Here is a 22,429-nt window from a genome sequence, read left to right on the forward strand (position 1 = left end):
CTGGCGATCAAGCCGAGCGGATCGCCAGCACGCTGGCTCCTACATTTCGGACAACGCCTCACGACGCAGGCTCCAGCCCTTGGCCGCGATCGGTATTGGTGCAACGTGGCTGCGCAACGCCCTCGCCACGCGCGCAGGCCAACCCTGAAAAAATCCAAAGACCGTTTATCTATAAAAATAGTCTTTTAATAACAATAGCTTAACTCGTTACCTGGCTAAGCACTGGCACCCTTAATGCTTGCACTCAGCGGCATAGTTGCCTAGGGTAGTTCGCCATGTGGTCCCTGATTGCCCCTATCAGCTCGTTGCTCGGTGGGGTTGCGTTACTCCTCCTCGGCAATGGTCTGCTCAACACCCTACTGACCCTGCGTGGCGTCGCCGAAGGCTACTCCACCTCGATGCTCGGCCTGATTATGTCCGGGTACTTTGTCGGTTTTCTCCTTGGCACCTGGCTGGCGATTCCGCTGGTCCGCCGCGTTGGGCATATCCGTGCGTTTGCCTTTTGCGCCGCGCTGGCCGCCATCACCGCCCTGCTGCATGTACTGATCGTCGATCCCTGGGTCTGGCTGAGCCTGCGCGTGCTCTACGGTCTGGCGCTGGTCAGTCTGTATATGGTGATCGAGAGCTGGCTCAACGCGCAGGTGCCCAACGACAAACGCGGCCAAGTGTTTGCCGTGTATATGGCGGTCAACCTCGGCGCCCTGGCCGCCGCGCAGCAACTGCTTAACCTGGCCTCGCCAAGCGACTTCGTGCTGTTCGTGCTGGCAGCCATGCTGATCAGCGCGGCCTTGATGCCCATCACCCTGACCCGCCAGGTGCAGCCCAGCGTGCCGGACACCCTGCACACCAACCTGCGGCAGATCGCCGGCATCGCTCCGCTGGCGATTGCTGCCGCCGGCCTCTCCGGCCTGGCCCTCGGCGCGTTCTGGGGCATGGCGCCGGTGTATGCGGCCCTGAGCGGCTTCGATGCCACCGGCGTGGGTTTGCTGATGAGCAGCACGATTCTCGGCGGCGCACTGTTGCAATGGCCGATTGGCATCTACTCGGACAAACACGACCGCCGCCTGGTGTTGTTCTGGGTGGTGGCGCTGGCCGTGCTGGTGGCCGTGCTGATAAGCCTGCTGCCGGCTGGGCGTTTGCTGCTCGGGCTGATGTTTCTCTGGGGCGGCCTGGCCTTTGCCATCTACCCGATTGCCGTGGCGCAGCTAATTGACCAGCTGCACAGCGATGAAATTCTCGCCGGCTCCAGCAGCCTGTTGATGGTCAATGGCATCGGTTCGGTGTGCGGCCCGCTGCTGGCGGGGGTGCTGATGCAGCACCTCGGTGCCCAGGCGCTGCCGCTGTACTTCGCCGCCACCCTCGGCCTGCTTGCCGCCTACACGCTGTATCGCCTGCGCCATGTCAGCGACCTGGTCAGCGCACCCGCCGGGCACTTTATGCCCATGCTGCGTACCAGCCACACGGTGCTCGAGCTGATGCCCGACGCACCGCCAACAGACGCCCCAGATTCAACTGACCCTACTCACTCAAACGAGGGCTCGCCCAACCCGGCGCCGCAGACGCCTGGGTAAACCAAGAGGCGCACGCCATATGGCGTAAGCGCCCACAGCTCGTCGGCTTTTGTCGGCGCGTCACTGCACCCACTTAACTGGACAGGAAGACAGCGCATGTTACTTGCCACCGATCTCGATGGAACCTTTCTCGGCGGCGATCCCAAGGATCGCTTAAGCCTCTATCAGACCATCGCCGCCCACCCGGAAATCCGCCTGGCCTACGTCACCGGCCGCAGCCTGGAAGCGGTGCTTCCGCTATTGGCTGACCCGACCCTGCCGCAACCGGACTTCATCATCTCCGACGTCGGCGCCAGCCTGGTACATGGCGATACCTTGCAGCCGATCCAGCCGCTGCAAAGCGCGGTGGACGCCCTCTGGCCCGGCGACAGCCAGGTGGCCAGCGCTATCGAACGCTTTGCCCTGGAGCGTCAGGACGTGCCGCAAGTGCGCCGCTGCTCCTACTTCTGCAGCCCCGAGCAGGCGGCCAACCCGCAGCTTGTGGAAATCGCCGCAAGCCTCGGCTGCGACCTGCTCTATTCGGCCGAGCGCTACCTGGATTTCCTGCCCAAGGGCGTCAACAAGGGCAGCAGCCTGCAAGCGCTGATCGACTGGCTGGAGCTGGACAACGACCAGGTGCTGACTGCCGGCGATACGCTGAATGACCTGTCCATGCTTAGCGGCCAGTTCAAGGGCGTGTGCGTGGGCGAATCCGAAGACGGCCTGCTGCAGGCCACCCGCCAGTATTCACGGGTATTGCATGCCGAGCGCGCCGGCTGCGGCGGTATTCTTGAAGCCTTTGTGCACTTTGGCTTTCTCGGTAAGCAGGGCATCGCCGCCGAAGGCAAGCAGGTCGCCGAACCGGGCAAGGCCGATCTGGTGATGGTCTATCACCGCCTGCCCTATGAAGAATTTCGTGGCGTCGATGGCAAGCTGCAACGCCGCCGCCCGACCTCACCCAACGGCATTATTCCCACCCTGCTGAGCTTCTTCGGCGACGGCCGCGCCGGCTCCTGGGTGGCCTGGGCCGAGCATGACGCGGCCAGCGGCGAAACCTTCGACAGCCACACCACGGTGGACGCCGAACGCTACCCAAAACTCACCGCCGCGCGGGTCGCGCTGAGCAAGGAAGAGGTCGACATCTTCTACAAGCGCTTCTCCAAGGAAGCCTTCTGGCCGACCCTGCACACCTTCTGGGAGCGTGCGCAGTTCCGTGAGGACGACTGGCAGGTATTTCTCAAGGTCAACCGCGCCTTTGCCGAACGCACTGCGCTGGAAGCCGCCGAAGGCGCCACGGTGTGGCTGCACGATTACAACCTGTGGATGGTCCCCGGCTACCTGCGCGAGCTGCGTCCGGACCTGCGCATCGCCTTCTTCCACCACACCTACTTCCCTTCGGCGGACGTATTCAACGTGCTGCCCTGGCGCCGGCAGATCATCGGCAGCCTGCTGCAGTGCGACTACATCGGTTTTCATATCCCGCGCCAGGTGGAAAATTTCGTCGATGCGGCGCGCGGCGTGATGCCCCTGCAAACCATCAGCCGACAGAACTGCGCGCCGCGCTTTATCACCTACGGCTGCGCCGTGGGCCTGGAGCGCATGACCACCGCAGTGGACACCGGCAACCGCGTGGTCAAGCTCGGCGCCCACCCGGTGGGCCTGGATATCGAGCGGGTACGCAGCGCCCTGGTCGCACCGAAGATCAGGGAAATGATGGAGCGTCTGCGCGCTGAGCTTTCCGGGGTCAAACTGATCCTCTCGGTGGAGCGCCTCGACTACACCAAGGGCATTCTGGAAAAGCTCAACGCCTACGAGCGCCTGCTGGAAGAAAACCCCGAGCTGCTGGGCAAGGTCACCCTGGTCACCGTCTGCGTGCCGGCGGCCAAGGAAATGACCATCTATGACGAGCTGCAAGGGCAGATCGAACAAGCCGTGGGTCGCATCAATGGCCGCTTTGCGCGTATAGGCTGGACGCCGCTGCAGTTCTTCTTCCGCAGCCTGCCGTTCGAGGAAGTCAGCGCCTGGTACGCCATGGCCGACGTGATGTGGATTACCCCACTGCGCGACGGCCTCAACCTGGTGGCCAAGGAGTTTGTCGCCGCTCAAGGCTTGCTGGATGGCCGTGGTGTGCTGGTGCTATCGGAGTTTGCCGGCGCCGCCGCCGAACTCAAGGGCGCGCTGCTGACCAACCCGCACGACCCGATGGATATGGCGCAAACCTGCTATATCGCGCTGAACATGCCCAAGGTCGAAGCCCAGGCGCGCCTGCGTGAGCTGTTCGATATCGTCAGCTACAACGATATCCGCCGCTGGGGTGATGAATTCCTCGCCGCCGTCAGCGACCCGCAGGATCAACTGGACCGCGCACTCGGGCTGGTCGGCTAGCTCGCTAAGGGGCAGCTGCCTTGACCAGCGGGCAGGCGCCCCTTGTAGCACTGGCGTTGGCCGGACTGGCCGCCTGGTTGATCTTGAGACGAGGTAACCCGGCATCGCTGGCATACCTACTGATGCCTTGATGGGTAGCGCTTCGCTCGACGCCATCCTACCAACAGCAGCTGAAATCCCGCGCTACTCCGGCACCTCGACGCTTACATGCAGGGCGTCGTGGCGCCAGAACTCCAGGTCGCAATCAATCAGCCGACCATGCTGGTCGCGGTTGATCCGCACGATACGCAGCGCCGGGCTGCCCACCGCCACTTTCAATGCCGACGCCGCTTCGCTGTGCAAGGCCGTGGGCACCATATCGAAACGCACCCGGCCGTAATGAATGGCGTATTCGCTGGCATACAGTTCGGTCAGCGAACGGGTCAGGTCGAAATCCAGAATGCCGGCGAAATAATTCGGGTTGAGGTAGTGCTCGACATACAGCACCAGGCGCCCGTCAATCCGCCGTGCGCGGCGAATCTGGTACACGCTGGAGAGTGCCGGCAAAGCCAGTAGCTGGCAGATCTCGGCACTGGCCGGAATCAGTTTCGCACTCAACACTTCGGTGGCGGGTACCCGGCCCTGTTCGCCGACCATGGCGTGAAAGTGGCTGCGCACCAGCGGGTTGTAGGCCACCCGCGGCGGCGAAACAAACCAGCCACGGCGCTCCTCGCGGTAGATCAGCCCCTGGGCCTCCAACTGACCCAGTGCCTCACGCAGGGTGATGCGCGTGGTATCGAATACCTCGCTGAGCTTGCGCTCGGCCGGCAACTGACTTCCCGACGGCAACAGGCCGTGTTCGATCTGTTCTTGCAATGCCCGGCATATAGCTGTGACCGCCCGCGGCGCTTCATCGCGCATCAAGACCTCCAAATTTGGCCTAGTCCAGCCCCATTTAGGGGCGTCAATCAGTGTGTACCGAGGCAAAAATACTGTTTCAAGTTTAAGCAGTCTTGATGACCGTGCCATGACAACTTTCTTTCAGCAGCAGCAAAAGCCGATAAAACTTGGCCTGCGGGGCATACATGACTGAATTTGCTCATGGTCTACGCTAGTGATGCGCCAGTTTGTGCAACCCGGCTGGAACCGGTAAATGAGCAGCCTACATAAAACTGTCATTTAACACGCCTAAATTGGCTTGGGTCTTGCTGATCTAGACCAGAACTTTTCACTGCACGCACTTCAATCGCAAAGGAGTTTCCAATGAAACAACTGCTGCTGGCTTCACTGATGGGCTCAGCCATCGCCCTGGCCACCTCGGCCATGGCCGCTGAAACGGATTTGCAAGCACTGGAAAAGGCCGCGCGCGCCGAAGGCGCGGTGAACAGTGTGGGCATGCCGGACAGCTGGGCCAACTGGAAGGACACCTGGGCCGACCTGAACAAGCTGTATGGCCTGAAGCATATGGACACCGACATGAGCTCGGCCCAGGAAATTGCCAAGTTCGCCGCCGAGAAAGACAACGCCACCGCCGATATCGGCGACGTCGGTGCGGCCTTTGGCCCCATCGCCGTGCAGCAGGGTGTTACCCAAGCCTACAAGCCGAGCACCTGGGAACAGATTCCCGCCTGGGCCAAGGACACCGATGGCCACTGGATGCTCGCCTACACCGGCTCCATTGCCTTTATCGTCAACAAGCAACTGGTCAAAGACATCCCGCGCTCCTGGGCTGACCTGAAGACCGGCACCTACAAAGTCTCCGCCGGCGATGTCAGCACCGCTGCACAAGCCGTAAACGGCGTACTGGCTGCCGCTATCGCCATGGGCGGCAACGAAAGCAACGTGCAACCGGCGCTGGAGTTCTACGGTGAGCTGGCCAAGCAAGGCCGCCTGTCGCTGGCCAACCCAACCATCCAGACCCTGGAAAAAGGTGAAGTGGAAGTCGGCGTGGTATGGGACTTCAACGGCCTGAGCTACCGCGATCAGATCGACCCAAGCCGCTTCGAAGTGCTGATTCCTTCCGATGGCTCGGTGATTTCCGGCTACAGCACCATCATCAACAAGTGGGCGAAAAACCCCAATGCGGCCAAACTGGCGCGTGAGTACATTCTCAGCGACGCTGGCCAGATCAACCTGGCCAAAGGCAACGCCCGGCCGATCCGCGCCGAGCACCTGACCCTGCCAGCCGAAGTACAAGCCAAGCTGCTGCCGCAGGAGCAATACGCCAAGGTTCAGCCGATCAAGGATGCTGCTGCCTGGGAAGCCACGTCCAAAGCCCTGCCGCGTCTGTGGCAGGAACACGTCATCATCAATATGAACTAATGCAATCTGGCCCCGGATACACTCCGGGGCCGATTCGCTTGCTAAGGCTTTCAATCATGTCGCACAACGTCATCCTCGTGGTGCTGGATGGCTTGAGCTATCAGGTGGCTCAGCATGCGCTGGGGCATCTGCAGGCTTACTGCCAGGCTGGACGCGCCGCGCTGTACAAGCTCGACTGTGAACTCCCGGCCCTGTCACGCCCGCTCTATGAAGCGATTCTGACCGGTGTTGCGCCCATCGACAGCGGTATCGTTAATAACGATGTAGTGCGCCTGTCGACCCAGCGCAGCATGTTCCACTACGCCCGCGACGCCGGGCTGATTACCGCAGCGGCGGCCTATCACTGGGTCAGCGAGCTGTATAACCGCTCGCCATTCCAGGCGGCGCGCGACCGGCACACGGCAGACGCCAAGCTGCCGATTCAGTACGGCCACTTCTACTACGCCGACCACTACCCGGATTCGCACCTGTTCGCCGACGCAGAAAGCCTGCGCCTGCGCCATGCGCCCAACCTGCTGCTGGTGCACCCGATGAATATCGACGACGCCGGCCACAAGCACGGCCTCGACAGCGCGCAGTACCGCAACAGCGCGCGCATGGCCGATGTACTGCTGGCCGAATATATCCAGCCCTGGCTCGACGCCGGCTACCAGATTCTGCTGACCGCCGACCACGGCATGAACAACGACCGCAGCCACAACGGCCTGCTGCCGGAAGAGCGCGAAGTGCCGCTGCTGGTACTCGGCAGCGCCTTCAGCCTCAACCCCAACGCCCAGCCAAAACAGCTGGAGTTGTGCGGCACGGTCTGTGAACTGCTCGGCGTGGCCCACGACAAACCTGTCTGCCGGGAGCTTTTATCGTGATACCTGCCCTGCGCGGCAAATGGCTGGCGCTGCTCTGCCTGCTGCCTTTTGCCCTGTTCTTTATCGCCTTTCAGATTGCCCCGCTGCTCTGGGTGGCCAGCAACAGCCTGCACACCACTGAAGGCTGGGGCCTGGGTAACTTCCAGCAAGCCTTCGCCTCGCCGTTCTACCGCCAGGCCATGCGCCACAGCCTGGAAGTGGCGTTCTGGTCGAGCCTGATCGGCATCAGCATCGCCATCCTCGGCAGCTACTCGCTGCGTCAGGTCGACAGCCGGTTGCGCGACTTCGTCATGGCGTTTTCCAACATGACCAGCAACTTCTCCGGGGTGCCGCTGGCCTTCGCCTTTATCATCCTGCTGGGGTTCAACGGCGCACTGACCATCCTGCTCAAGCAGGCGGGAATCATCGAGGATTTCAACCTCTATTCGAAAACCGGGCTGATCGTGCTCTACAGCTACTTCCAGATTCCCCTCGGCGTGCTGCTGCTGTACCCGGCCTTTGACGCCCTGCGTGAAGACTGGCGCGAATCGGCTGAATTATTGGGTGCGAGCAACTGGCAGTTCTGGCGGCATATCGGCCTGCCGGTGCTGACCCCGGCGCTGCTCGGCACCTTCGTGATTCTGCTGGCCAACGCCCTCGGCGCCTACGCCACGGTGTATGCGCTGACCACCGGCAACTTCAATATCCTGCCGATTCGGATTGCCGCCATGGTTTCCGGCGACATCTTCCTCGACCCGAATATGGCCAGTGCCCTGGCGATGATTCTGGTTGGCCTGATGACCCTGATCACCATCGTCCACCAATGGCTGCTGCGCCGGAGCTACCATGTCCCACGCTGAAAAACGCTCACCGCTGTTCCACCAGCTGGTGGTCTACAGCCTGCTGCTGATCCTCTTGCTGCCGCTGCTCGGCACCCTGCTCTACTCGTTTTCCACCAGTTGGTCGGCCAGCGTGCTGCCCAGTGGGCTGACCTTCAAGTGGTACCTGGCGCTGTGGAGCGATGCACGCTTCCTGGCTGCGTTTGGCCGCTCACTGCTGGTCTGCCTGGCCGCTTTGGCGCTGTCGCTGGTGCTGATTCTGCCGCTGCTGTTTGTGGTCAGTTATCACTTCCCCAAGCTCGATGCGCTGATGAACGTGCTGATCCTGCTGCCGTTCGCCATTCCGCCGGTGGTGTCCTCGGTCGGCTTGATGCAGCTGTTCGCCGGCGGCCCGCTGCCGATCCTCGGTACGCCATGGATTCTGATTGGCTGCTTCTTCACCATCGCCCTGCCCTTTATGTACCGGGCGATCAGCAACAACCTGCAGGCGATCAACCTGCGCGATCTGATGGACGCCGCCCACCTGCTCGGCGCCAGCACCTGGCGCGCGGCCTTTATGGTGGTGCTGCCCAACCTGCGCAAGGGCCTGATGGTCTCGGTGTTTCTCTCCTTCAGTTTCCTGTTCGGTGAGTTCGTCTTCGCCAACCTGCTGGTCGGCAGCCGTTACGAGACCCTGCAGGTGTACCTCTACAACATGCGCAACGACAGCGGCCACTTCACCAGCGCCCTGGTGATTTCCTACTTTATGTTCGTGCTGCTGATGACCTGGGCGGCCAATCGCCTGAATAAGGACCAGTCATGAGTTATCTGAGTATTCAAAGCCTGCACAAGCGCTACGGCGATACCGCGATCTTCAGCGATATCAACTGCGAGATCGCCAAGGGCGAATTCATCACCCTGCTCGGCCCCTCCGGCTGCGGCAAATCCACCCTGCTGCGCTGCATCGCCGGCCTAACCGGGGTCAATGCCGGGAAGATTCTGCTCGACGGCGAGGATCTGGTGCCCGTGGCCCCGCAAAAACGCGGCATCGGCATGGTGTTCCAGAGCTACGCGCTGTTCCCCAATATGACCGTGCAGCAGAACGTCGCCTTCGGCCTGCGCATGCAGAAGGTCAAAGGCAGCGAAGCCGAACAGCGGGTCAAGGAAGTGCTGGAGCTGGTCGAGCTGAATGACTTCGCCGGCCGCTACCCGCAGCAACTCTCTGGCGGTCAGTGCCAACGCGTGGCCCTGGCCCGTTCGCTGGTCACCCGTCCGCGCCTGCTGCTGCTCGACGAGCCGTTGTCGGCGCTGGATGCGCGGATTCGCAAGCACCTGCGCGAGCAGATTCGTAGCATCCAGCAGGAACTGGGTCTGACCACCCTCTTCGTCACCCATGATCAGGAAGAAGCGCTGGTCATGAGCGACCGTATCTTTCTGATGAACGCCGGCAAGATCGTGCAGAGCGGCGACGCGGAAACCCTCTACACCGCCCCGGCCGATGCTTTTGCCGCCGGTTTTATCGGCAACTACAACCTGCTCGACGCCGATGCCGCCAGCCGCCTGCTGCTGCGCCCGGTCAGCAGCCGCGTGGCGATCCGCCCGGAGGCCATCCAGATTGGCGCCCAGGGCAACATCGAAGGGCAGATCCGCAGCCATCGCCTGCTCGGCAACGTGATCCGTTACCGCGTCGAGGCGCGCGGCGTCGAACTGCTGGTGGACGTGCTCAACCGCTCCCCGGCGGACCTGCACGCCAGCGGGCAACGCATCAACCTGAACATCGAAGACAACGCAATCTGTGAGGTGGCCTGATGGCCCTGGCAATTTTCGACCTGGACGAAACCCTGATCGGCGGCGATTGCGCCAGCCTGTGGAGCCAGGAAATGGTCAAGCTCGGCTGGGCCGATGGCGAGAGCTTTATCGCCCGCGAACAAGAGCTGATGCGCCAATACGTCGCCGGCAGCCTGGCCATGGAAGACTATATGGCCTTCACCCTGTCGCCGCTGGTGGGCCGCACGCCGGAAGAAGTCGCCCATGTGGTCGAGCCCTTTGTCGAAGATGTGATCGAGCCGATCTTCTACAGCGACGCCACCCGCTGCCTGGCCAACCACCGCGCCGCCAGCGACCGGGTGCTGGTGATTTCCGCCTCGGCGCACTTTCTGGTCAGCGCCATCGCCGCCCGCTTGAAGATCGAGGAAGTACTGGCCATTGACCTGGAAGTTCAACATGGCCACTACAGCGGCCGCACCCAGGGCGTACTGACCTACCGCGAAGGCAAGGTCACGCGCCTGCGTGCTTGGCTGCAAGAGCATGGCGAAGTTCTCGACGGCGCCTACTTCTACTCCGACTCGCGCAACGATCTGCCGCTGCTGCAGGTGGTCGACAAGCCCTATGTGGTCAACCCCGACCCGACTCTGCTTGCGCACGCGCAGCAGGCCGGCTGGCCGATCCTCAACTGGCGCTAACTGAGGCCTCAGTTAGCTGCATGATTCGCTCGCAAGCGCCCGTTAACGCCAGCGCAAGCTCGCGAGCATGGGCCGGGAGCTGCTGCCGGGCATGCAGCGCCACTTCCACATCGGCTACCGGAGCAAAGCCTTCGGCGACACCCAACTCGCGGTGTGCTGCGCTAAGCAGCCGGCGCGGCAGTAACGTCAACCCTAGCCCACCTGCAGCCGCGGCACTGACCCCAGACAGGTTGCTGCTGACATAGGCAATACGCCAGGGTTTACCCATGGCGTCCAGCGCGTGGGTCATTTCCAGGCGGTACAAGCCGTTAGATGGAAACACCGCCAGCGGCGCCGGATTACGCGCCAGCACTGGCCGTGCGCGACTGTCCATCCAGGCCAGCGGCTCCGGCCAACTGGCCAACCCCTTGACGCTACCAATACGCTGCTTGATCAAGGCCAGGTCGAGCTCGCCGGCATTAAAGGCGCTCCACACGTCATGGCTGAGCCCATTGATGATTTCCAGGCGAATACCCGGATGCTCATCGGCAAAGTCTGCCAGACAGGCGGTCAGGCTATCGGCGGCGAAGTCGTCCGGTACCCCCAGCCGCACCTCGCCCGCCTGCTGATTGCGGCCCATGGCCAGCTCCGCCTCATCGATCAACGAAACGATACGGTTGGCATAACCGAGCATGCGGTCACCCTCAGCGGTAGTCACTACGTAGCGGCCACCTCGCTCAAGCAACTGCGCACCTACCTGCTCTTCTAGCCGACGTACTTGCTGGCTGACGGTCGACTGGGTCAAGTGCAAGCTCGCGGCTGCCCGAGTAAACCCGCCCGTCTGCACCACCGTCAGAAACGCGCGTAACAACACTGGATCAAGCATGATCACACCCATTCACAAAGCCACTGACCAGGATTCTACTATTTAATTTCAGAATCCACGCGCAAGTTCCTATAGTGAAGCCACGCCGGGATACCAAGCCACGGCTCACTTATTTCGCGTTCCCGTCGGCCTACTGCCGACACTTCACTGAGGCCTGTCTCGATGAGCCAAACAACTTACTACGCCCCACATGGTGGCCACCCGGATCAGAATCAGCTGCTGACCGATCGCGCCATGTTCACCGAAGCCTATGCCGTGATCCCCAAAGGCGTGATGCGTGACATCGTCACCAGCCATCTGCCGTTCTGGGACAACATGCGCATGTGGGTTATCGCCCGTCCGCTGACGGGTTTCGCTGAAACCTTCTCGCAATACATCGTTGAAGTCGGTCCCAATGGCGGCAGCAATAAGCCCGAGCTGGACCCGCAGGCCGAAGGCGTGCTCTTCGTTGTCGAAGGCGAATTCAGCCTGACGCTCAACGGCACCCAGCATGTGATGCGCCCGGGTGGTTATGCCTTTATCCCGCCGCGCAGCGACTGGTCACTGCGTAACAACAGCAATGAAGCCGTGCGTTTCCATTGGCTGCGCAAGTCCTACCAGGCCGTGGAGGGCGTACCCTATCCAGAAGCCTTCGTGACCAACGAGCAAGACGTTGAGCCACTGGTGATGCCAGGCACCGATGGCCGCTGGACAACCACCCGCTTCGTTGACATGAGCGACATGCGTCATGACATGCACGTCAACATCGTCAACTTCGAGCCGGGCACCGTGATTCCCTTCGCCGAAACCCACGTGATGGAGCACGGCCTGTACGTGCTGGAAGGCAAGGCGGTGTATCGCTTGAACCAGGATTGGGTCGAAGTTGAGGCCGGCGATTTCATGTGGCTGCGTGCCTTCTGCCCGCAGGCCTGCTACTCCGGCGGCCCTGGTCGCTTCCGCTACCTGCTGTACAAGGACGTAAACCGCCATATGCCGCTGACCCTGACCGGCCAGCCGCGCTAAGCGCTGAAATCTGTACAAAAAAGGGCCACCCTGACAGGGTGGCCCTTTTTCGATAAGCCTAAGGCAGGCACGGCAACAACCGGGGGCCCAGGCGGTTTGTCAGCTGCGGATCAGGTGATCGAAGGCGCTCAGGGAAGCCTTGGCGCCCTCGCCCACGGCAATCACGATCTGCTTGTACGGCACGGTGGTGACGTCACCGGCGGCAAATACGCCGGGGATATTGGTGGCGCCCTTGGCGTCGACGATGATCTCACCGAAACGCGACAGTTCTACGCTGCCCTTCAGCCAGTCCGTGTTAGGCAGCAGGCCGATCTGCACGAAGATGCCTTCCAGCTCAACGCTGTGCAGCTCCTCGGTGGTGCGGTCCTTATAGACCAGCGCGTTGACCTTCTGACCATCGCCTTTGACTTCGGTGGTCTGTGCACTCTTGATCACGCTGACGTTCGCCAGGCTGTAGAGCTTCTTCTGCAGCACGGCATCGGCACGCAGGGTGTCGGCGAACTCCAGCAGGGTCACGTGGGCGACGATACCGGCGAGGTCAATCGCTGCCTCGACGCCGGAATTACCGCCGCCGATCACCGCCACGCGCTTACCCTTGAACAACGGGCCATCGCAGTGCGGGCAGAAGCACACGCCCTTGGCCTTGTACTCCTGCTCACCGGGCACCCCCATCTCGCGCCAGCGCGCACCGGTGGAGAGGATCAGGGTCTTGGCCTTGAGGCTCGCGCCGTTGTCGAACTTCACCTCATGCAAGCCGCCTTCGCTGCTCGCCGGCACCAGGGCGCTGGCACGTTGCAGGTTCATGACATCGACTTCGTACTCACGCACGTGCTCTTCCAGGGCGCGTACCAGCTTCGGCCCTTCGGTTTCCTTGACCGAAATAAAGTTCTCGATGGACATGGTATCGAGCACCTGACCGCCGAAACGCTCGGCGGCCAGCGCGGTACGAATACCCTTGCGCGCCGCGTAGATGGCCGCAGCAGCACCGGCCGGGCCACCACCGATCACCAGCACGTCGAACGCCGGCTTAGCGCTCATTTTTTCGGCATCACGGTTGGCTGCGCCGGTGTCGATCTTGGCGAGGATTTCCTTCACGTCCATACGGCCGGAGGCAAATACTTCGCCGTTCAGGTAAATACTCGGCACGGCCATCACCTGGCGACGCTCGACTTCTTCCTGGAACAGTGCGCCGTCAATCGACACGTTGCGGATATTCGGGTTGAGCACCGCCATCAGGTTCAGCGCCTGAACCACGTCCGGGCAGTTCTGGCAGGACAGCGAATAGTAAGTCTCAAATTCGAACGTGCCTTTGATGCTCTTGATCTGCTCGATGGTCTCGGCATCCAGCTTGGACGGATGACCGCCCACCTGCAGCAGCGCCAGCACCAGCGAGGTGAACTCGTGGCCCATGGGAATGCCGGCGAAAGTCACGCCAATGTCCGCACCCGGACGGTTGAGCGAGAACGATGGACGGCGGGCGTCGCTGCCATCGGTCTTCAGGCTGATCTTGTCGGTCAAGCCGACGATGGTTTGGAGCAGGCTCAGCAGCTCCTGGGATTTCGCGCTGTCATCGAGGGACGCGACGATCTCGAACGGCAGGGTGACCTTATCCAGATAGGCCTTCAACTGGGTTTGTAGGTTAGCGTCCAACATGGCGGATAGTCCTCAATGACAAAAATTCGGGGCAATAAAAAATTGTCAGGAACAATTTTTAACGTCGCGTAGCGACGGCCTACAGGGTGCTGCCATCAAATGGCAGGCAATAAAATGCCCGGGCGGATCGCGCCCGGGCATCGGGCACTAGAAGGGCCGGCTGGCGGCCCTAACAGCGCAACAGCTCTGAAACCATTTTTAGATCTTGCCAACCAGATCCAGGGAAGGAGCCAGAGTCGCTTCGCCTTCTTTCCACTTGGCCGGGCAAACCTGGCCCGGGTTAGCAGCGGTGTACTGAGCGGCTTTCAGCTTGCGCAGGGTCTCGGAGACGTCGCGAGCGATTTCGTTGGAATGGATTTCCACGGTCTTGATCACGCCTTCCGGGTTGATCACGAAGGTACCGCGCAGGGCCAGGCCTTCTTCCGGGATGTGCACGCCGAACGCGTTGGTCAGCTGATGAGTCGGATCACCAATCAGCGGGAACTGAGCCTTGCCAACGGCAGGCGAAGTTTCGTGCCAGACCTTGTGCGAGAAGTGGGTATCGGTGGTGACGATGTAGACTTCGGTGCCGGCATCGCGGAACGCAGCGTAGTTGTTGGCGGCGTCTTCGATCTCGGTCGGGCAGTTGAAGGTGAAGGCGGCAGGCATAAAGATCAGCACGGACCACTTACCCTTCAGGCTCTGCTCGGTAACCTGGATGAACTCGCCGTTGTGGAAAGCATTGGCGGTGAACGGTTGAACTTGGGTGTTGATGAGATTCATCTCTGGTTCCTTGTTGAGGGTTAGAAATTTACAGGGCGCATCTTAGCGCCTTATGCAAAAAAAGCTTATTGATTGCCGCCATGATTCCGATTGATTAAGCCAATCGGCTCTCGGCTTTATTCCAAGGCTGGGTCTATGACCAGCACCAACTTACCGTTGACCTGATTGCTGGCCAACGCAGCAAAGGCGGCCTCGGCATCTTTGAGGGCATAAGCCTGCTGAAGTTGCGGCTTAAGGCGCCCTTCGGCAAATAGCGACCAAACAAACTGCTGCAGATCGCGCAACAGATCGGCCTTGAACTGCTCATCGCGATTGCGCAGGGTCGAGCCGATCAGCGCAATGCGCTTACTCAATACCGCCGCCAGATCCAATTCGGCCATGCGCCCGCCGAGTAAACCGATGTTCACCCAACGGCCATCCACAGCCAGCAAATCCAGATTAAGCGCGGCGTAGCTGCCGCCCACCGGGTCGAGAATCACATCAAACGGGGCGAAATCACGCAGCGCCTGCAACTGCTCTTCACCGCGCAGTACGCCGCCTTGGGCCCCCAGACTCTCGCAATAAGCCAAGCGTTCAGCAGAGCCGACACTGACCCAGCACGGGCTACCAAAGGCTTTGCATAATTGAATGGCCGCCGAACCCACGCCACTGGCGCCGGCATGCAGCAGCACCTTCTGCCCAGGCTTCAATGCCGCCAGCTGGAACAGATTCAGCCAGGCCGTAGCGTACACCTCGGGCAACGCCGCCGCTTCGGCCAGCGTCATGCCATCCGGGACCGGCAGGGCGTGACGCGCATCGACCACCACCTCCTCGGCCATGCCGCCACCGCTCAACAGCGCGCACACCCGGTCGCCGACTTTCCAGTCGCAACCGGCTCCCACCTCACTGACGATACCGGCACACTCCAGCCCGAGTACCTCACTGGCGCCTGGCGGGGGCGGATAAAGCCCGGCACGTTGCAACAAGTCGGCCCGATTCAAGCCGGCTGCCGCTACACGGATGCGAATTTCCCCTACATCACAGGCCGGAGCTGGGTACTGCGCCCATTCCACACGGCCCTCAACGCCTTGCAATGCCTTCACGCTGCCTCCATAGTGCATTTAAACCGAGCCCGGCGCTGACCGCCGGGCTTTTGCATTGCGCCGATGGAACCTGGCGCCCTCAAAGATGGCCTAAGGTCTGTTCCCGTTTCGTCGCGAGCGCGTTGCTGCGAAAAATTTCGCCAGGCTAGGCGAAGGACGCAGGTAATGGTCGCCCCTTGCCAAGTCCTCCAACACCGCATGGCGAAATTTTTCACGCAACCCGTAGGGACGGGCCTGTTTTAGCGCGATACTGCGTTTCTCGACACTCATTTGGAACAACCAAACTTCGTGTCTCGTGCCTTGCCTCGCGCTAAAACAGGCTCCGGCGCGGCCGCGAACGAAACGGGAACAGACCCTAATATGCGTTATCAATTGCCCACACGTCGAATTAGCATGAAACGATCCCTACTCAGCGTCACCCTCGCCTTTTCCTTTGCCCTGAGCGCTGTGCCGCTCGCGGCGAAAACCACCAGTGACGACTTTTGGGAATACCTGCAGCCTGACCGCGAGCAGGTCATCGCCAGCCTCAACGTCGTGGAATTGTTGAAGCGCCATCACTACAACAAGCCACCGCTGAATGACGAGCGCTCGGAGAAGATCTATCAGGGCTACCTGAAGATGCTCGACCCTTCGCGCAGCTACTTTATTGCCGCCGATATCGCCGAGTTCGATCAATGGCGCACGCGCTTTGACGACCTGCTGAAAAATGGCGACCTGCAACCCGGTTTTGCCATCTACACGCGTCACCTGGAGCGCTTGCAGAGCCGCCTGCAGTTCACCCTGAAGATGCTCGAAAAAGGCGTCGACAAAATTGATCTCGACAGCGATGAAAGCCTGCTGATCGACCGCGAGAACGCCCCTTGGGCCAAGGACATTGCCGAACTCGACGACCTCTGGCGCAAGCGCGTCAAAGACGAAGTGCTGCGCCTGAAAATCGCCGGCAAGGAACCCAAAGCGATCCAGGAGCTGCTGACCAAGCGCTACAACAACCAGCTCGCGCGCCTCAAGCAGACCCGCGGCGAAGACGTGTTCCAGGCCTATATCAACGCCTTTGCCATGTCCTACGACCCGCACACCACCTACCTGTCGCCGGACAACGCGGAAAACTTCGACATCAATATGAGTTTGTCGCTGGAAGGTATCGGTGCCGTGCTGCAGAGCGACAACGAACACGTCAAGGTCGTGCGCCTGGTGCCGGCCGGCCCGGCAGAAAAGAGCAAGCAGATCGCCCCTGCCGACAAAATCATCGGCGTGGCCCAAGGCAGCAAGGAAATGGTCGACGTGATCGGCTGGCGCCTGGATGAAGTGGTCAAGCTGATCCGCGGCCCAAAAGGCTCGCAAGTGCGCCTGGAAGTGATCCCGGCCAGCAATGCGCCCAACGATCAAACCAGCAAAGTGGTTGCCATCACCCGTGAGGCGGTCAAGCTGGAAGAACAGGCCGCGAAGAAATCCATTCTCAACCTCAAGCACGATAACCGTGACTACAAGCTCGGGGTCATCGAGATTCCGGCCTTCTACCTGGATTTCAAGGCTTTCCGTGCCGGCGATCCGAACTACAAAAGCACCACCCGTGACGTCAAGCGCCTGCTCACCGAACTGGAAAAAGAAAAAGTCGACGGCGTGGTCATCGACCTGCGCAACAACGGCGGCGGCTCGCTGCAGGAAGCCACCGAGCTGACCGGCCTGTTTATCGACCAGGGCCCCACCGTGCTGGTGCGCAACAGCGATGGTCGTGTCGATATACTGGCCGACGAAAACAGCGGCATCTACTACAAAGGCCCGCTGGCCGTATTGGTCAATCGCCTGTCGGCTTCGGCTTCGGAAATTTTCGCCGGTGCCATGCAGGACTATCACCGCGCGCTGATTCTCGGCGGCCAGACCTTCGGCAAAGGCACCGTGCAGACCATCCAGCCGCTTAACCATGGCGAGCTGAAGCTGACCCTGGCCAAGTTCTACCGCGTTTCCGGGCAGAGCACCCAGCACCAGGGCGTGATTCCCGACATCCAGTACCCAGACATCATGGATACCAAGGAAATCGGCGAGAGCGCCCTGCCCGAGGCCCTGCCATGGGACAGCATCAAACCGGCGATCAAGCCGGAGTTGGATCCGATCAAGCCGTTCCTCGCCGAACTGCAGAGCCGTTTCGAAGACCGCACCGCGCAGAACCCGGACTTCACCTTCGCCCGTGAACGCTTGCAGCTGGCGCAGAAACTGATGGAAGAAAACACCGTCAGCCTCAATGAAACCAAGCGCCGCGCCCAGCAGACCGATATCGAAGGCCAGCAACTGGCCATCGAGAACAGCCGCCGCAAAGCCAAAGGTGAAGCGCTGCTGAACAAGCTCAAGGAAGAAGACGAAGACGCCCTGCCGGTGGAAGATGAGAAAACCAAACCGGAAGATGATGCCTACCTCGCCGAAAGCGGGCGCATCCTGCTCGACTACCTGGGCCTGAACACGCGCCTGGCCAAGCAGTAAACAGCGCGCGTCATCAAAGGGTCATCAAACTGTCGTGAAATGCGGGGACTGGTAGCAATGCCAGTCCCCGTTTTTTATGCACAGAGAGCCGCCATGATCGTCACCGAGCAGTTCAGCACGTTGGCCACCATCCTCGCCAATGGCGACCTGCACAGCCTGTTCCAGCCTATTTTCTCGCTGTCCGAACGGCGTATTTTCGGTTATGAAGCCCTCAGCCGTGGGCCGTCTAACAGCGCCCTGCACTCGCCGATCAACCTGTTCGCCGTGGCGCGCAGCGCGGGTCGTCTGAGTGAGCTGGAACTGCTCTGCCGCAAGAATGCCTGCCAGCGCTTCAGCCAGCTCAAGCTTGAAGGCAAGTTGTTCCTCAACGTTTCGCCGGACTCGCTGATGGCACCCAAGCACCAGCCGGGACGCACCCTGCAGCTCCTGCAAACCCTGGGAATACCGCCGAGCCAGGTAGTCATCGAGCTGACCGAGCAATCACCCACCGACGACTTTGCCCTGCTCGACACCGCCCTGCACCACTACCGTGCCATGGGTTTTTCCATCGCCCTGGATGACCTCGGCGCGGGCTATTCGAGCCTGCGCCTATGGTCCGAACTGCGCCCGGATTACGTAAAAATTGATCGTCACTTTATCGACGGCATTCACCAGGACGCAGTCAAGCGCGAGTTCGTCGGCTCGATCCTGAAAATGGCCAAAGCCTCCCGCGCCGAGGTGATCGCCGAAGGCATCGAACTGCCCGAGGAGCTGGCGGTGCTCGCCGAAATGGGTGTCGATCTGATCCAGGGTTACCTGCTCTGCCGCCCGCAGGAGCAGCCGCCGCGTGACGCCAGCAACCTGCTGCCCAACGCCACCACCGGCAGCCCGCTGAGCGAAGAGGCCAGCGACCTGCGCGGCTTGCTCAATACACAACACGCAGTGGCCCTGAGCACACCGACCAGCGAGGTGCTAGAAATGTTTCGCGCCCAGGCCAACCTCAACTCCCTGGCAGTGCTCAACCAAGTCCAGCAACCCGTCGGCATCGTGCATCGTCACTCACTGGCCGAAGCCCTGCTCAAGCCCTTTGCCAACGAGTTGTTCGCCCGCAAACCGATCAGCCGCCTGATGAGTGACGACTACCTGGCAGTGGAGTGCAGCCAGTCGCTGCAGCAGGTCAGCCGCCTGCTTACCAGCCGTGCCCGCCAGCGTATCGAAGAAGACTTCATCATCACTGAGGACGGCTGCTATATCGGGCTTGGCCGGGTGATCGACGTGCTCAAGCTGATCACCGAACTGAAGATCCAGCAGGCCCGTTACGCCAACCCGCTGACCCTGCTGCCCGGCAATGTGCCGATCCAGCAGTGCCTGAGCCGCTTGCTGCAGCAAAACCGCGAAGCCGTGGTGTGTTATGTGGATATCGACAACTTTAAGCCGTTCAACGACCTCTACGGCTACGCCAAAGGCGATGAAGTGCTGCTCAGCCTGGCGCAGTGCCTGAATGATCGGGTCGATCCGACGCGCGATTTTGTCGGCCATATCGGCGGCGATGACTTTCTCTTGGTGCTCGGTTCGCAGGATTGGCGCGCCCGGCTCAATCGTCTGCTGGAGGATTTCCAGAGCCAGTGCCGACGTTTCTACCGTGAAGAAGACCTGCACGCCGGCTGCTTTGTCGCCCATGACCGCAGCGGCAAACGCCAGGAATTCGCCTTACTGTCACTGTCATTGGGCGTGGTGCATGTACATCCCGAGCAATGCGCGCAACTGGATGCCAGCCAGCTGGCGGCAATGGCCTCAGAGGCCAAGCGTCACGCCAAGGCGGTGCCGGGTTACAGCCTGCATATCATCGACACCCAGGCGGACTCCGCAGCCTGATGGCGGGAGTTGAACGGTTGAATCAGAGGCCGCTGAGGCGATTGGATAACGCCGCGAAATGCTCGGCCTGCGCTGCATCGGCGGCAACACCTGCAGTGCCACTGCGGTACAACTCAGCCAGGCGATAGGCAGCTGCTGGGTGGCCGGCTTGCGCGGCCAGTGTCCACCACTCAATGGCCTTCGGCGCATCCGCTACCTGCTGGGTATCACCGGACAAACTCAGTACGCCAAGTTGGTAAGCGGCCTTGGCATCGCCGGCCCTGGCTGCCAAACCCAGCAAACGCCGACCTTCATTGCGCGCACCGAGGCCCTGGCCGCGAAACAGCAGGATATGTCCGTAGAAGCTTTGCGCCTGGGTATCACCCAGCGCGGCCATGCGCGCGAACTGCCCTTCCAGCCAGCGCCAGGCTCGCGGTTGTTTAACCAGCCAGGCCCAGTGGAACAGGCGGCGCGCCAGCAGGTAGCCGATACGCGCACGCAGCGCGCCGAGCATCAGGCGTCTTCCGGGTAACTGAACTCGAACACCCGGGCCACTTCGGCGGCATGCCAGGAGGCTGCAGCGATGCCATCGGAAGCACCACTGAAACGTCCCAAGCGGCTGACACACTCGAAGAAGCCGGTACGCGGCAAGCGACTGGCGCCCTGACTGATCACCAGCGCACTGCGCAGCGGGCGCTCGGCGCGCGCATCCAGCGCAGCCAGGTGCTCCAGCGCGGCGGCCAGGGTCTGCATGGCCGGACTTGGTAGGGCCAGGCGCTCGATCAGCGCACGATAGGTCAGTAGGTGGCGTTGACGCTGGGCATCTTCAAGCTCACCGAGCAATGCCTGCCAATGTTGTCGACTGATGCTTACGCTCAAGGCTGCGCCTCCCACCCATCGACCCCAAGATGCCAGGCCAGTGCGCGCTGGATGGCAGCGTCCGGCTGACGTTCGCCGCTTTCGATCATGCCCAAGTAATGCGGGCTGATGCCGACATTGCGCGCCAATTGCTCAGCACTCATGCCCTTGGCCTCGCGCAGGGCCGTCAGCTGGCCCAGGGCCGGCTTGCAGGCATCCACCGCCACGGCAGCCACAGCGGCAACCTCAGGTGCGCGCCCGGCGGCCTGCAACAGGGCCTGATACTGCGCCCAGGGCAGCACCGCGTACTCTGGTTGGCCATCGCGCTCGATCACTTGCACATTCATCTGTAAATCTCCATGCAGAGCACTTCCATCACTCTCAGCAACTCCAGGACAGGCAGCCATCTTAACAGCCCGGCACGGTAAAGAGCGTGATCTATACTGCCCCCCAGGTTATCAAGCTACAGTTGGGGGCAGGTTTTGCGCACACTGATAGCAATGCTGTTAATTGGCTGCAGTGGTTGGGCCTGCGCAGATGAGTTGCGCTGGGGTTTTGCCACGGCTGACGGCATGCCCTACGTCGATGTGCATGAGCAGCAATTGCGTGGTGGCCTCATCTACACGCTGGGCCAGCTGGCCAGCCAGCAACTGGGCTTCGAAGCAACATTTGTCGAAACACCGAACAAGCGCATTGATGAATTTATGCAGCGCGGACGTATCCATGTGATCTGCAACAGCAATCCGCAATGGATCGACAAACCCGAACGCTATCACTGGTCCGTCCCGCTCTACAGCGAAGAGGACGTACTGCTACTGCACCGCCAGCATGCGCCGATCAATAGCCTGCAGGAACTCCACGGCAAGACCGTCGGCACTCAACTGGGTTACGTCTACAGCCGTGAGCTGATGCAAGCCTTCGCCAGCAAGCAGATCATCCGCCAAGATTTACGCGATCACAGCGCCGGGCTTAACCTGCTGCGCAAACAACGCCTGGACGCGATCATCGACATGCGCCGACCACTGCGCTTCCAACTGGCCAAGCGTGCGGATACACCGCTGCAAATAAACCCCTGGGTGATCGAACGCTACGACATGCACTGTACCTACAGCCCGCAGTTGCCAGTCAGCACCGAGTTACTGGACCAGGCACTGCAGCAATTGCGCGACCAGGGCCTGATCGAGCAGATGCTCAACGACACCTGAATCTTCGCCCACTACTCCACGTGCCCCTGCAGCGGCGTCAGCGATTCATCCGACTCTGGCAGCCGTTCAACCACCCGCAGCACCTCCGGAGCCTGAGCCGCGCGCCACTGCTGAAACGCCGCCAGCTCTTCCTGCCAGGTGCGCAGCACCCAGGCCAGCACAGCCAGATCATCAACCAGGCCAATGCCAAACAACCAGTCTGGTATGGCATCCAGCGGCGTAACGAAATACAGCAAGGCCGCCACCACAGCCAATAATGCACGGGAGTCGATTGCCCGATACTCACCGCGCCACCAGGCCAGGCAACGCGCCTGTAGCAGTTTCAGCTGGCCGGCC

At 61.2% G+C, this 22,429-nt stretch carries 22 protein-coding genes; 13 read left to right on the forward strand and 9 right to left on the reverse strand.

Features of this window, described 5'->3' with window-relative positions; translation table 11 throughout:
• The 3 genes from WA145_RS13800 to ggpS all read left to right on the forward strand — a co-directional run.
• The coding region (locus WA145_RS13800; RefSeq protein WP_422582126.1) for a hypothetical protein at nucleotides 1-189 on the forward strand (189 nt) is incomplete at its 5' end.
• Nucleotides 190-275: 86 nt separating this feature from the next.
• Nucleotides 276-1,571: an MFS transporter gene (locus WA145_RS13805; RefSeq protein ID WP_422582127.1), complete on the forward strand. Its 1,296-nt coding sequence runs from the start codon at nucleotides 276-278 to the stop codon at nucleotides 1,569-1,571.
• Nucleotides 1,572-1,667: 96 nt separating this feature from the next.
• Entirely contained in the window at nucleotides 1,668-3,935 is a 2,268-nt protein-coding gene (gene ggpS, locus WA145_RS13810) for a glucosylglycerol-phosphate synthase (protein WP_422582128.1), read from the forward strand.
• A gap of 183 nt (nucleotides 3,936-4,118) precedes the next feature.
• On the opposite strand, the gene WA145_RS13815 is transcribed toward ggpS, so the two are convergent.
• On the reverse strand, nucleotides 4,119-4,835 hold the full coding sequence (locus WA145_RS13815; RefSeq protein ID WP_422582129.1) for a UTRA domain-containing protein: 717 nt from the start codon (nucleotides 4,833-4,835) through the stop codon (nucleotides 4,119-4,121).
• Between the two features lie 342 nt (nucleotides 4,836-5,177).
• Here WA145_RS13815 and WA145_RS13820 point away from each other — a divergent pair, with 342 nt between their 5' ends.
• From WA145_RS13820 to WA145_RS13845, 6 genes are read left to right on the forward strand one after another with little or no spacing between them, the layout of a single operon-like run.
• Nucleotides 5,178-6,236, forward strand: coding sequence for an ABC transporter substrate-binding protein (locus WA145_RS13820; protein WP_422582130.1), 1,059 nt, complete (start codon nucleotides 5,178-5,180; stop codon nucleotides 6,234-6,236).
• A gap of 56 nt (nucleotides 6,237-6,292) precedes the next feature.
• Nucleotides 6,293-7,099: an alkaline phosphatase family protein gene (locus tag WA145_RS13825; RefSeq protein WP_422582131.1), complete on the forward strand. Its 807-nt coding sequence runs from the start codon at nucleotides 6,293-6,295 to the stop codon at nucleotides 7,097-7,099.
• The gene (locus WA145_RS13830) at nucleotides 7,099-7,938 is read left to right on the forward strand and encodes an ABC transporter permease (RefSeq protein WP_422582146.1); all 840 of its coding nucleotides are present in this window, start codon (nucleotides 7,099-7,101) and stop codon (nucleotides 7,936-7,938) included. Before WA145_RS13825 ends, WA145_RS13830 begins: the two co-directional genes overlap by 1 nt.
• Nucleotides 7,925-8,719 carry an ABC transporter permease gene (locus tag WA145_RS13835; protein WP_422582132.1) on the forward strand — a complete coding sequence of 265 codons (795 nt, stop codon included), beginning with the start codon at nucleotides 7,925-7,927 and terminating at the stop codon, nucleotides 8,717-8,719. The genes WA145_RS13830 and WA145_RS13835 overlap by 14 nt, the downstream gene beginning before the upstream one ends.
• Nucleotides 8,716-9,705 (forward strand): ABC transporter ATP-binding protein, encoded by a 990-nt coding sequence (locus tag WA145_RS13840; protein WP_422582133.1) that lies wholly within the window; start codon nucleotides 8,716-8,718, stop codon nucleotides 9,703-9,705. Before WA145_RS13835 ends, WA145_RS13840 begins: the two co-directional genes overlap by 4 nt.
• Complete coding sequence (locus WA145_RS13845) at nucleotides 9,705-10,358, forward strand: HAD family hydrolase (RefSeq protein ID WP_422582134.1); 654 nt, start codon at nucleotides 9,705-9,707, stop codon at nucleotides 10,356-10,358. Before WA145_RS13840 ends, WA145_RS13845 begins: the two co-directional genes overlap by 1 nt.
• Here the strand turns inward: WA145_RS13845 and WA145_RS13850 are convergent.
• Nucleotides 10,345-11,223 (reverse strand): LysR substrate-binding domain-containing protein, encoded by an 879-nt coding sequence (locus tag WA145_RS13850; RefSeq protein ID WP_422582135.1) that lies wholly within the window; start codon nucleotides 11,221-11,223, stop codon nucleotides 10,345-10,347. The genes WA145_RS13845 and WA145_RS13850 overlap by 14 nt on opposite strands.
• Before the next feature lie 162 nt (nucleotides 11,224-11,385).
• Here WA145_RS13850 and WA145_RS13855 point away from each other — a divergent pair, with 162 nt between their 5' ends.
• On the forward strand, nucleotides 11,386-12,225 hold the full coding sequence (locus tag WA145_RS13855; protein ID WP_422582136.1) for a bifunctional allantoicase/(S)-ureidoglycine aminohydrolase: 840 nt from the start codon (nucleotides 11,386-11,388) through the stop codon (nucleotides 12,223-12,225).
• 99 nt (nucleotides 12,226-12,324) lie between these two features.
• Here the strand turns inward: WA145_RS13855 and ahpF are convergent, their stop codons facing one another.
• The 3 genes from ahpF to WA145_RS13870 form a co-directional block, all read right to left on the reverse strand.
• On the reverse strand, nucleotides 12,325-13,878 hold the full coding sequence (gene ahpF / locus WA145_RS13860; RefSeq protein ID WP_422582137.1) for an alkyl hydroperoxide reductase subunit F: 1,554 nt from the start codon (nucleotides 13,876-13,878) through the stop codon (nucleotides 12,325-12,327).
• Between the two features lie 198 nt (nucleotides 13,879-14,076).
• Nucleotides 14,077-14,640 carry an alkyl hydroperoxide reductase subunit C gene (gene ahpC / locus WA145_RS13865; protein ID WP_422582138.1) on the reverse strand — a complete coding sequence of 188 codons (564 nt, stop codon included), beginning with the start codon at nucleotides 14,638-14,640 and terminating at the stop codon, nucleotides 14,077-14,079.
• Between the two features lie 116 nt (nucleotides 14,641-14,756).
• Nucleotides 14,757-15,722 carry an NAD(P)H-quinone oxidoreductase gene (locus WA145_RS13870; protein ID WP_422582139.1) on the reverse strand — a complete coding sequence of 322 codons (966 nt, stop codon included), beginning with the start codon at nucleotides 15,720-15,722 and terminating at the stop codon, nucleotides 14,757-14,759.
• A 393-nt stretch (nucleotides 15,723-16,115) separates the two neighbouring features.
• Here WA145_RS13870 and WA145_RS13875 point away from each other — a divergent pair, with 393 nt between their 5' ends.
• Together WA145_RS13875 and WA145_RS13880 are read left to right on the forward strand one after the other, a co-directional pair.
• A complete protein-coding gene (locus WA145_RS13875; protein WP_422582140.1) occupies nucleotides 16,116-18,197 on the forward strand; it encodes a carboxy terminal-processing peptidase in 2,082 nt (693 codons plus the stop codon).
• A 93-nt stretch (nucleotides 18,198-18,290) separates the two neighbouring features.
• Nucleotides 18,291-20,051, forward strand: a complete 1,761-nt coding sequence (locus WA145_RS13880; protein ID WP_422582141.1) for a bifunctional diguanylate cyclase/phosphodiesterase — start codon at nucleotides 18,291-18,293, stop codon at nucleotides 20,049-20,051.
• 22 nt (nucleotides 20,052-20,073) lie between these two features.
• Here the strand turns inward: WA145_RS13880 and WA145_RS13885 are convergent, their stop codons facing one another.
• From WA145_RS13885 to WA145_RS13895, 3 genes are read right to left on the reverse strand one after another with little or no spacing between them, the layout of a single operon-like run.
• Complete coding sequence (locus tag WA145_RS13885) at nucleotides 20,074-20,544, reverse strand: sel1 repeat family protein (protein ID WP_422582142.1); 471 nt, start codon at nucleotides 20,542-20,544, stop codon at nucleotides 20,074-20,076.
• Nucleotides 20,544-20,909: a hypothetical protein gene (locus WA145_RS13890; protein ID WP_160015055.1), complete on the reverse strand. Its 366-nt coding sequence runs from the start codon at nucleotides 20,907-20,909 to the stop codon at nucleotides 20,544-20,546. Before WA145_RS13890 ends, WA145_RS13885 begins: the two co-directional genes overlap by 1 nt.
• Nucleotides 20,906-21,235, reverse strand: coding sequence for a helix-turn-helix domain-containing protein (locus WA145_RS13895; RefSeq protein ID WP_422582143.1), 330 nt, complete (start codon nucleotides 21,233-21,235; stop codon nucleotides 20,906-20,908). Before WA145_RS13895 ends, WA145_RS13890 begins: the two co-directional genes overlap by 4 nt.
• Nucleotides 21,236-21,460: 225 nt before the next feature.
• Here WA145_RS13895 and WA145_RS13900 point away from each other — a divergent pair, with 225 nt between their 5' ends.
• Nucleotides 21,461-22,093, forward strand: a complete 633-nt coding sequence (locus tag WA145_RS13900; RefSeq protein ID WP_422582144.1) for a substrate-binding periplasmic protein — start codon at nucleotides 21,461-21,463, stop codon at nucleotides 22,091-22,093.
• Between the two features lie 11 nt (nucleotides 22,094-22,104).
• Here the strand turns inward: WA145_RS13900 and WA145_RS13905 are convergent.
• Nucleotides 22,105-22,429 (reverse strand): YkvA family protein (locus tag WA145_RS13905; protein WP_422582145.1); only part of this gene is annotated, 325 nt, incomplete at its 5' end.

This window comes from Pseudomonas sp. (assembly GCF_049301935.1).
Lineage (GTDB): Bacteria > Pseudomonadota > Gammaproteobacteria > Pseudomonadales > Pseudomonadaceae > Aquipseudomonas.